General features: G+C 65.7%; 7 protein-coding genes and 1 pseudogene. 4 read left to right on the top strand and 4 right to left on the bottom strand.

Features of this window, described 5'->3' with window-relative positions:
- Positions 1-289 (bottom strand): annotated as a pseudogene (locus AAC077_RS19055) (hypothetical protein); the annotation flags it as partial.
- A gap of 52 nt (positions 290-341) precedes the next feature.
- On the opposite strand from AAC077_RS19055, the gene AAC077_RS19050 reads away from it, so the two are divergent.
- Both AAC077_RS19050 and AAC077_RS19045 read left to right on the top strand, forming a co-directional pair.
- Entirely contained in the window at positions 342-1,964 is a 1,623-nt protein-coding gene (locus tag AAC077_RS19050) for a capsule biosynthesis protein (RefSeq protein ID WP_339773140.1), read from the top strand.
- 10 nt (positions 1,965-1,974) lie between these two features.
- Positions 1,975-2,643 (top strand): ABC transporter ATP-binding protein, encoded by a 669-nt coding sequence (locus AAC077_RS19045; RefSeq protein WP_339773137.1) that lies wholly within the window; start codon positions 1,975-1,977, stop codon positions 2,641-2,643.
- A 2-nt stretch (positions 2,644-2,645) separates the two neighbouring features.
- On the opposite strand, the gene AAC077_RS19040 is transcribed toward AAC077_RS19045, so the two are convergent.
- The 3 genes from AAC077_RS19040 to AAC077_RS19030 form a co-directional block, all read right to left on the bottom strand.
- Positions 2,646-3,158: an RES family NAD+ phosphorylase gene (locus tag AAC077_RS19040; RefSeq protein WP_339773135.1), complete on the bottom strand. Its 513-nt coding sequence runs from the start codon at positions 3,156-3,158 to the stop codon at positions 2,646-2,648.
- Positions 3,158-3,508 carry an MbcA/ParS/Xre antitoxin family protein gene (locus AAC077_RS19035; RefSeq protein ID WP_339773133.1) on the bottom strand — a complete coding sequence of 117 codons (351 nt, stop codon included), beginning with the start codon at positions 3,506-3,508 and terminating at the stop codon, positions 3,158-3,160. The genes AAC077_RS19040 and AAC077_RS19035 overlap by 1 nt, the downstream gene beginning before the upstream one ends.
- A 79-nt stretch (positions 3,509-3,587) precedes the next feature.
- The gene (locus tag AAC077_RS19030; RefSeq protein ID WP_339773132.1) at positions 3,588-4,493 is read right to left on the bottom strand and encodes a glycosyltransferase; all 906 of its coding nucleotides are present in this window, start codon (positions 4,491-4,493) and stop codon (positions 3,588-3,590) included.
- A 188-nt stretch (positions 4,494-4,681) separates the two neighbouring features.
- On the opposite strand from AAC077_RS19030, the gene AAC077_RS19025 reads away from it, so the two are divergent.
- Both AAC077_RS19025 and AAC077_RS19020 read left to right on the top strand, forming a co-directional pair.
- Positions 4,682-7,324 (top strand): DUF4214 domain-containing protein, encoded by a 2,643-nt coding sequence (locus AAC077_RS19025; RefSeq protein WP_339773130.1) that lies wholly within the window; start codon positions 4,682-4,684, stop codon positions 7,322-7,324.
- 164 nt (positions 7,325-7,488) lie between these two features.
- The gene (locus AAC077_RS19020; protein WP_339773127.1) at positions 7,489-10,314 is read left to right on the top strand and encodes a DUF4214 domain-containing protein; all 2,826 of its coding nucleotides are present in this window, start codon (positions 7,489-7,491) and stop codon (positions 10,312-10,314) included.
- Positions 10,315-10,332 lie beyond the last annotated feature (18 nt).

Here is a 10,332-nt window from a genome sequence, read left to right as displayed (position 1 = left end):
ACCGGAAGGCCAGCGAGAACACCAGCGTCATCATCGCGATGCCGCCCACCGGTTCCAGGATTGCCCACAGGTAGCCGCCCGGGCTGCGCCCATAGGTGGTGGACATCTCGCGCAGCATCAGCGCCAGCACGGTGCGCAGGGTGGGAAAGGCGCGCAGGGTCTTGCGGCGCGGCTTTTGCGGAGTCTGCGGGGGCACGGGGTCGGTCAGCGTTGTCATGGCGGCCTTGCGTGGCGGGTGACGGAAGACGACAGAGCAGGGGCCGGTCGGATCGGTTCTGGTGTTCGCCACCGATGTTATGTACCAATCACGGTCAAGTCACAATCATCCCGCAGGGGGCCGCGTGTCCGACTCCGCAAAAACTGAATCCGACCGATCCGCCCGTCTTTCCGAAGACCCTGAAACGGTGTCCTCTGAAACCGACGCCTCGAAAGAGGCCACGCGCCCGGACCGGGGAACAACTGACCGCGGAACTGACCGGGGCACTGCGGACAAGCCGCGCCGGATCGGGGCAGGGCCTGCCACACGCAAACCCGCCCCGTCCGATCCGGCGCCGGCGGTGGGGTCGACCACCACACCTGCCCCCGAGACGCCTGCGCCTGCGGCTGTGCGTCCGCCGCAGGGGCCTCCGCGCTCGCCCGAGATGATGGCGGCCCGGGCCGCCAAGGCCGAGAAACACGCCAAGAAGAAAGCCGCCAAAGCCGCAGCCAAGGCCGAAACCAAAGCCGCCCGCGCGGCACCCGCGACCGATACGGCCCAACCCGGCGCCCAACCGGCCCCCCAGCCTAGCCCACAACCCGACCCACAGCCCGCGCAACCCGCCGCCGCAGGCCCCGCGCCGCGCCCGCCGGTGGCTGCCGCCCGCGCCAGACGCCGCCACTGGGTCGTGCTGCTGTCGTTCCTGGTCTTCGTGGCCCTGCCTGCGGGCGTCGTCGCGGCCTATCTGTGGACACGCGCGGTGGATCAATATGCGTCAAGCGTGGGCTTTTCGGTGCGCAAGGAAGAGGTCGGCTCGGCTGTCGAAATTCTGGGCGGGATCACCGCGCTGTCGGGGTCCAGTTCAAGCGACACCGACATCCTGTACGAATTCCTGCAAAGCCAGCGTCTGGTGGCCGACATCAACAACGAGATCGACCTGTGGAAGATCTGGAGCAAGGCCCCGGATGATCCGTGGTTCCGGCTGGATCAGGGCGGTTCGATCGAGGATCTGGTGGCCTATTGGGAACGTATGGTGACGATCACCTATGACAGCGGTGCGGGGCTGATCGACGTGCGCGCGCTGGCCTTTGACCCCGACGATGCCCTTGCCATCTCGCAGGCGCTGTTCGACCGCTCAAGCGAGATGATCAACGATCTAAGCGCCATCGCCCGCGAGGACGCGATCCGCTATGCCCGCGAAGAGCTGGAAACCGCTGTCGAGCGGCTGAAACTGGCGCGCGAGGCGATCACCCGCTTCCGCAACGCCAACCAGATGGTCGACCCCTCGCAGGACACCCAGGTGCAGGCCGGCCTGCTGGGCACCTTGCAGGCGCAACTGGCCGAAGCCCTGATTGATCTGGACATCCTGCGCGACACCACCCGCGAAAACGACCCGCGCCTGACGCAGGCGCAGCGCCGTGTCGAGGTGATCGAGGACCGTATTGCAGCCGAGCGCCAGAAAATGGGTCTGGGCGGCGACGCGCAGGTGGACGGGGTTTTTGCCAATCTGGTCAGCGAATACGAACGTCTGGTGGTGGACCGCGAATTTGCCGAGCGCACCTATATTTCGGCGCTGGCCGCCTTTGATGCCAGCCAGGCCGAGGCGCGCCGCAAAAGCCGCTATCTGGCGGCGCATGTGTTGCCCACCAAGGCGGAAACCTCGCGGTTCCCCGAACGCGGCGTGCTGCTGGCCCTGACCACGCTGTTTTTGTTCCTGGCCTGGGGCATTGCCACGTTGCTGGGCTATGCGCTGCGGGACCGGAAATAGGCGGCCGGAGATGATCCGTTTCGAGAACCTGACCAAGATCTACACGCTGGAAGGCCGCCGCACCGTGGTGGCCGACAACCTGAATGCCACCTTTCCCACTGGACGGGCCGTGGCCCTGATGGGGCGCAACGGGGCGGGCAAGTCCAGCCTGCTGCGCATGGTGGCGGGCACCATGGACCCCACGTGGGGGCGGATTGTCTCGGATGGCACGATCTCGTGGCCGGTGGGCTTTGCCGGGTCTTTCCACAACGAGCTGACCGGCGCGCAGAACGTGCGGTTCGTGGCGCGCATCTACGGGGTGGACACCGACGAGCTGGTGGATTTCGTGCAGGATTTTGCCGAAGTTGGGCAGCATTTTCACATGCCGATCAAATCCTATTCGTCGGGGATGAAATCGCGGCTGACCTTTGGCACCTCGATGGGCATCGCCTTTGACACCTATCTGATCGACGAGGTGACGGCGGTGGGCGATGCGTCGTTCAAGGCCAAGAGCGCGCGGCTGTTTGCCGACCGGATGCGCAACTCGGGGGCGCTGATGGTCAGCCACTCGATGGGGCAGGTGCGCCAGATGTGTGACGCGGGCGCGGTGCTGGAAGACGGCAAGCTGATCTATTACGACGATCTGGACGAGGCGATCGAGGTGCATCAGGCCAACATGGCCAAACCGCGCCGGATCTGAGCCTAGATCCGCCCCAGCCTGTTTTCATCATCGACCACCGCCAGCGCACAGGTCGTGCCGGTCCAGCGCCACAGCACAATGTTCAGCGCATCCGCGTCCGCGCCCTTGGCAAAGCTGCGGACCAGAAGCCCCGCAAAACCGTCCCTAACAAGGGCATTAGAAAAGATCTGCGTCGGCACCGGCCGGCCGTCCAGCATGGCCGCGCGCCAGTCGGGGGCCTGCATCAGCGCCGGGGTCATGTCATAGGAGGCCAGCGCCTGCATGTCGCGGCTGTCAAACACCGGCCCCAGATCGGCGCGGTAGGACACCAATACCGTGGGTTGCAGGCTGCCGGCCTGATTGGCCTCGCGCAGGGCGGTGGTCGGGTCCAGTGCTGTGTAAAGCGCGGGCGTGCCGGGGGCGTTGAACCGCCCGCCATAGCGTGCAGCGCCGTACCCCGACAGCGGCTCACGGGCATAGACCGGGTTCAGGGCACGGTAGAGCGGCCCCTGATAGCACCCGTTTTTCAAAGGCATCAGGCGAACACGCCCGCATCGACCGCGTCGATATAGTCCAGCACCTGACCGGCCTTGCCGTCCTGAACCAGTTGCATGGCGGTGCGCCCGTCAAAGCCGGGCAGCGGCTCCGAGCGATACCAGGCATAGGCCATCAGTTCAGAGCCAAAACGCGGTGTAACCTTGTTCAGCACTTCGACCAGTTCGCGCAGGCGGCGCTGGGTCTTGTCCGACTGCACGCGGGTGCGCCGTTGCAGGGCGTCCTTGCTCAGACCCACGGTCTGGGCAATTTCCTCGGCCGAGGTGCGCAGGACGCTGGCAATGTTGCGCGGCTCGAACTGGCCGCCTTCGGTGAATTTCGCGATCTGCATGGGGCGGCTCCTGTGGACGGATTGCCGGTTATTTTGACATTATATAGCGTTATTTTCACTGTCGATCAAGGGCCACGGCCTAGATCCGCCCCAGCGCCGCCACGGCATAAAGGGCGGCGGTGTCTGCGCGGCCCTGACGATGAACCCCCGTCCGGCGCAGGGCGCGGGCGCGGGCAGGGCCAGAAGAGGCGCTTAAAACAGTCTCTAACACGGTCTTTGCCGCAGGGGTCAGCGCGCCCGTGGCCTGCAAGGCCGCCATGTTCGTCGCCATCCAGCCGCCGAATGTGCCATCCAGCATCAGCCCCAGCCGCCGCAGCCGCGCCAGTGGCCCGCGAAAGCTGCCCATGACGTTGCCGTCGTGCTGGCGGTAGTGCAGCACCGGATGGGCGTCCAGCACCACCTGCGCCCCCGCGCCGGTCATCAGCTGGTACAGCCACCAGTCGTGAAAGGCGATGCCGCGCGGCACGCCCGCCTGCCGCACGATGTCCAGTGCCGCAGCATTCAGCGCGGTGGAATGGCCCGACACCACGTTCTGCACCAGCGCGTTTTCAAAGCTGGGGCCGCGCGGCCAGTCGGGCGAGGTGCCCCGCGCAGCACCGTCCGCACCCATATGGATGCTGCCCGCGCCGTACAGCACCGGTGCGCGCGCGCGCGCCAGTGCGGCACCGGCGCGGGCCAGTTTGTCGGGCAGCCAGATGTCGTCCTGATCCGACAGCGCGACCGGGCCGCGCGGCAGGTCGGGATGGCACAACAGGTGCATGAAATTCGCCGCCGCCCCGCGTTGCGGCCCGTCGATCAGCCGCACGTCGTGGTCGCGGCCAAAATCCTGCACCAGCGCGCGGGTGGCATCGGTCGAGCCGTCGTCCGACACCCACAGCCGCCAGCCGGAATGGCTTTGGGCGGCAAGGCTGGCCAGTTGCGCAGGCAGGTGCGCGGCCCCGTTGCGGGTGGCCATCAGCACGGTAAAGGCGGGCAGGGCGGTCATGGCTCATAGGTGGCGCAAGTGATCATGGTTGCCAAGCCGTTAACGAACGGCGCGCGCGTTCACATCTGTTGATTTTTACGCAAGCGCCCCAATTCCGCCACGGTTGGTTCTGCCCGCGTTAACCGCTGCGGCGCGATACCGGTTGCATGGCTCAGGGGTGGGCCGGACTGTCATGAAGGGGGCCGGGGGTGGCTTATCTTGCACATGTCGGCACAGGTGCCGGCGGGTCCGATGCGTTTGTGTCGGGCATCAGCGATCTTGTATCCTACACCTGCAACAAGGGGCCGCGCGTCGCCACGATCAGCGTCGACGGCCAGTGGATCGAGATCCGCAATCCCGACGGGGATTTTTCGTTGATGCACCGGGTGTTCGTGGGCGACGCCGACGGGCTGACCGCGCCGGGGCGGCTGGAACTGGGCGTGTACCAGGGATCGCTGGCCTTGCTGTCCTTTGGTCCGCAAGGCGCGCCGATGGTGGCGCATGTGCTGAACGCGAACGGGCGCGTGGCCTATAGCGCGCCGGTGCAGGGGGCCGCAGGGCGGATTTCGTGCATGGAGCGGATCGAGGCGGCGGGCGGCAAGGTGCTGGTGTTCACCGCAGGGCAGGACAGCGACGGCATCACCTGCTGGCAAGAGCGTGACGACGGCACATGGGCCTTCGAGGCGGTGCTGGATCTGGGCGGTGCCATCGGCGCGCGCGACGTGGCCGACATGGCGCAGGTCACGGCGCACGGGGCGACCTGGCTGGTGACGCTGTCGGCGCAGGACAATGCGGTGAACCTGTTGCAGATCAGCGCGGGCGGGCAGGTGTCGCTGGCGCACCGTCTGGATGCCGCGGGCGGGCTGCCGGTGTCCAACCCCACGGCGGTCGACGTGGTGCAGATGGGTGGCAAGACCTTTGTTCTGATGGCGGCGGCGGGCACCTCTTCGATCTCGGTGATGCAGGTGCAGGCGGCGGGCAAGCTGGCGCTGGTCGATCAGGTCAACGACGACCTGAACACGCGATTCCAGTCTCTGACACAGATGGAAGTGATCGAAACCGAGGGCCGTGTGTTCATCGTGGCAGGCGGGGCCGACGACGGGCTGTCGCTGTTGACGCTGCTGCCGGACGGGCGGCTGGTGCATCTGGACACCATTGCCGACAGCACCGCGATGGCGCTGGAGAATGTCACCGGCCTGAGCCTGCTGGTGCAGGACGGGGTGCTGCGCATCTTTGCCTCGGGCGAGGGCGGGCTGCGGGTCACCGAACTGGCGGTCGATCTGGGGCATCTGGGCACGGTGCAGACGGCGGGCGGCAGCAGCGCCGATCTGACCGGCACCGGCGGCGACGACATCCTGCAAGGCAACGGGGCGGCCAACAGCCTGGACGGCAGGGGCGGCGACGACATCCTGATCGACGGCAAGGGCGAGGACCGGCTGACCGGCGGCGCGGGCGCCGACCTGTTCGTCTTCGAGGCCGACGGCCGCCGCGACATCATCACCGATTTTCAGGTCGGCGTGGACACCATCGACCTGTCGGGCATGGGCCGCGCCTATTCCCTGGATGCGTTCAAGTTTCAAAGCACCCCTGACGGCATCAAGATCATCTTCCAGGGCGAAGAGCTGCGCATTTTCAGCCACAACGGCCAGTCGCTGGACCGGTCCGATTTCCAGATCACCGACCTGATGGGCCTGTGGCACGTGGACACCGGACCGGTCCAGCAAGAGGCGCAGACCCTGATCGGCACGGGCGGGGATGACGTGTTGCAGGGCGGCACCGGCGACGATCTGCTGCGCGGCGAGGCGGTGCACGCCAGCTTTGACGATCCGGCGGGCCAGGTGTTCCGGCTGTACCGCGCGACGCTGGACCGCGACCCCGACCGGGGCGGGCACAAACAGTGGACCGATGCGCTGGTGGACGGATCGCAAGGGCTGCTCGACGTGATCTCGGGCTTTGTCGGGTCGCGTGAATTCCAGCGCAGCTATGGCGACACCACCGATGCGGAATTCGTCACCCTGCTGTACACCAACGTGCTGGACCGTGCCCCCGATCCGGGCGGGCTGGCGTTCTGGACCGGGCATCTTGAGGCAGGCACCCGCAGCCGCGCCGAAGTGGTGCGCGGCTTTTCGGAATCGACCGAGTTCAAGGCCGACACGGCGCTGGACAGCATGGGCATGAGCTTTGCGGGCTATCAGGCGGCGCTGGTCGATGATGTCTACCGGCTGTACCGCGCGACGCTGGGCCGTGACCCCGACGTGGCCGGACTGCTGGACTGGTCGGGGCGGATGGCGGGCGACTGGACCTATACGGATGTGGCTGCGGGCTTTGTCGGATCACGCGAATTCCAGCGCACCTATGGCGATGCCACCGACCGCCAGTTCGTGACGCTGTTGTACAACAACGTGCTGGACCGCGACCCCGACACTGCGGGCATGGACAACTGGCTGACCCACCTGCGCGAGGGCACCCGCAGCCGCGAGGAAGTGGTGCGCGGCTTTGCCCAGTCGGGCGAGTTCATCCGCAGCACCGGCGACGACCTGACCGCCTATCTGCGGCGCTTGGGCGAAAACGACCGGCTTGAGGGGGGCGCGGGCGAGGATGTGCTCTATGGCGGCGTGCTGTCCGACACCTTTGTCTTTGCGGCCTTTGACGGGGGCAACCACACGGTGGTCGACCTCGAGGCCTGGGACCGGATCGAATTGCAGGGGTTTGGGTATGGCGGCAAGGGCGGCGCGCTGAGCCATTTCCAGCAGGTCGGCGACGATGTGGTGTTCGACGACCAGGGGGTCACCGTGACCTTTCTGGACGCCGATCTGGACGTGGTCACGGCGCAGATGCTGATGCTGCTGTAAGAGCGCCTATAAGCAAGATTATGTTAAAAGATGTGGTTTTGCGACATGGATGCAACTGTCGCCAAAGGATCGAAAACGGTGCCGTATGGGCGCAATTGCCCTGCGGCCAATACACGCTGTAAGGGAGGAAAGATTCTTTTCCTTTCCAGTTCAAGGGCCCGGTTATGACCCCCAATGACCCGTATTATTCCCGGCAATGGCATTTCGACCTGCTGGGCGACATCGAAGCCATCTGGGCCGAGTTTGACGGCACCGGCGTGAACGTCGGCATCTTTGACGATGGGGTCGAACAGACCCATGTGGACCTGCGCGACAATTACAACGAAAGCCTGGAATATTACGGCGACGACGGCGAACCGAACACCACCTACGACGGTCATGGCACGTCGGTGGCGGGCATCATCGCGGCGTCCAACAACGACACCGGCGGCGTTGGCGTGGCCTGGGGCGCGCAGATCACCGGCATGGATTTCATCAACGATTATGTCGATCTGGCCTATATCTCGGCCTTTGACGTGACCAACCACAGTTGGGGCTACGGGTCGGATTTTCTCGATTACGGCGACATCGGCGATTATGGATCGCAACTGTATTGGGAAGCGCGCGATTTCCAGGCCGGGGTTGACGATGGCCGCGGCGGGCTGGGGTCGATCGCGGTCAAGGCTGTGGGCAACGCGGCCGCCAATGCCCAGGGCGAAGGGCTGAACAGCGCCCACACGGTGATCACCGTCGGCGCGCTGGACCAGTTCGGGCGGGTGCAGGATTATTCCAACTTTGGCCACAACCTGTTGGTTTCGGCGGGGGCTGCGGCCTATACCACCGACCGCTCGGGCGGCGACGGCTACAACGGCGACAACGAATGGGCTTTTGGCATTTCCGATCCCCTGCCTGATTTGGGCATGACCAGCCAGTTCGGCGGCACTTCGGCGGCCACGCCGGTGGTGTCGGGTGTGGTGGCGCTGATGTTGCAGGCCAACGATGGGCTGGGCTGGCGCGATGTGCAGAACATTCTGGCGGTGTCGGCGGCGCACACCGGATCGCGCTATGGCAGTTCAGGCTTTGGCGACGAGGTCGGGCGCTGGGACTGGACCGACAGCGGCACCTGGAACGGTGGCGGCATGACCTTTCACCAGTCGTACGGCTTTGGCAGCATCGACGCCTTTGCCGCCGTGCGCATGGCCGAATTCTGGAGCCTGATGCAGGACGGCGCGCGCACCAGCACCAACGAGGTGTCGCGCACCTATTATGACACCGATCCGGTGCAATATCTCTATGATTATCAAAGCGTCGAAAGCACCATCACGGTCACCAAGGATATGGACATCGAACATATCTACCTGACCGTGGACTGGTATCACGGCTCTAACAGCCAGGTGGAAATCACCCTGATCGCCCCTGACGGCACCGAAAGCCTGGTCTTTGACGGCGACGCATCGGGGTCTTTCTCGGACGACTGGACCTTTGGGCTGCGCAACCACCTGGGGCAGTCCTCGGTGGGCGACTGGACCGTGCGGATCACCGACACCGGCTATGGCTCTACAGGCCGGCTGGACAGCGTTAAAATCGAATTTGTCGGCGACGCCGCCAGCACCGACACGCGCTGGGACTTTACCGATGATTTCCTGACCCTTGCAGGGATTGAATCCGACCGGCGCACACTGAACGACGCCGACGGCGGCGCGGACTGGATCAACATGGCCGCGATCACCGGCGACATCTCGGTGGAACTGGAGCAATCGGGCGTGCTGCGCGTGGATGGCGCCAGCTGGGTCACTCTGGGCGCGGGACAGATCGAAAACATGGTGGCCGGTGACGGCGATGACCGGATCACCGGCAACGCGAGCGCCAACCATCTGGAAGGCGCGCGCGGGCACGACATGCTGTTTGGCATGGACGGGGCCGACACGCTGGGCGGTGGCCAGGGCAACGACAAGCTGTTCGGCGACGCGTTCGACGTGGGCCAGACGGATGTGTCCGCCGAGGTTTACCGCCTGTATCACGCGACGCTGGGCCGTGGCCCGGACGGGGCGGGACATTACAGCTGGACGTGGAAGATCGTCGAAGGCAGCCACACGCTGGAAAGCGTGACGGACGGGTTCATCGCCTCGGCCGAGTTCCAGCGCACTTACGGGGCGGCGGACAACGCGGCCTTTGTGTCGCTGCTGTTCAACAACGTACTGGGCCGCGATCCCGGTGCCGGTGCGCAGGGCTGGATCAACGCGCTGGACGACGGCCGGCTGACCCGCGCCGAGGTGGTCCTGGGCTTTTCCAACAGTGCCGAATTCATCGCAGGCACCCGCGGGGCGGCCCGTGATTTCATCGAGGCACGCACGGAAGCGGCCTGGACCGACGATGTGTTCCGCCTGTATCAGGCCACGCTGGACCGCGCCCCGGATGCGAACGGCCTGGCCAACTGGATGGGGCAGCTGGGATCGGGACGGGCCTATCTGGACGTGGTCACCGGCTTTGTCGCCTCGACCGAGTTCCAGCGCACCTATGGCGCCACCGACAACGCGGCCTTTGTGACGCTGCTCTATGACAACGTGCTGGACCGGCTGCCGGATGTCGGTGGGCTGGCGTCCTGGGTGGACCGGCTGGACAGCGGCGCGCTGACCCGCCAGCAGGTCGTGCGCGGCTTTGCCCAATCGGTCGAGTTCATCGCCAGCACCAGCGATGATGTGGTGGCCTATATGCGCAGCCTTGGCGTCGACGACACGCTGAGCGGCGGGCGCGGCACCAATGCGCTCTATGGCGGGGCGGGGGCGGACAAGTTTGTTTTCAAGGCGACGGACGCCGGCACCACCACCGTGCACGACTTCGAAGCCTGGGACTGGCTGGACCTGGACGGTTTCGGCTTTGCCTCGGCGGCACAGGCGCTGGACGCGTTCACGCAACAGGGCGATGACGTGGTTTTTGACCATTCGGGCGTGCATATCGTGCTGGCCGACACCGATCTGTCGATGCTGTCGCAAGGCAGCCTGCTGATCTGATAGGCACAGCACCGCCAC

It is taken from the genome of uncultured Pseudosulfitobacter sp., from assembly GCF_963976325.1.
GTDB lineage: Bacteria > Pseudomonadota > Alphaproteobacteria > Rhodobacterales > Rhodobacteraceae > Pseudosulfitobacter.
Note: the sequence above shows the minus strand (reverse complement) of the source record. Positions and strands in the feature narration are given on the sequence as shown.

Bases quoted from the DNA above. Each gene is read 5' to 3' on its own strand.
- AAC077_RS19020 (WP_339773127.1), top strand. From the start codon at position 7,489: ATGACCCCCAATGACCCGTATTATTCCCGGCAATGGCATTTCGACCTG.
- AAC077_RS19035 (WP_339773133.1), bottom strand. From the start codon at position 3,508: ATGCAGATCGCGAAATTCACCGAAGGCGGCCAGTTCGAGCCGCGCAAC.
- AAC077_RS19045 (WP_339773137.1), top strand. From the start codon at position 1,975: ATGATCCGTTTCGAGAACCTGACCAAGATCTACACGCTGGAAGGCCGC.
- AAC077_RS19040 (WP_339773135.1), bottom strand. From the start codon at position 3,158: ATGCCTTTGAAAAACGGGTGCTATCAGGGGCCGCTCTACCGTGCCCTG.
- AAC077_RS19030 (WP_339773132.1), bottom strand. From the start codon at position 4,493: ATGACCGCCCTGCCCGCCTTTACCGTGCTGATGGCCACCCGCAACGGG.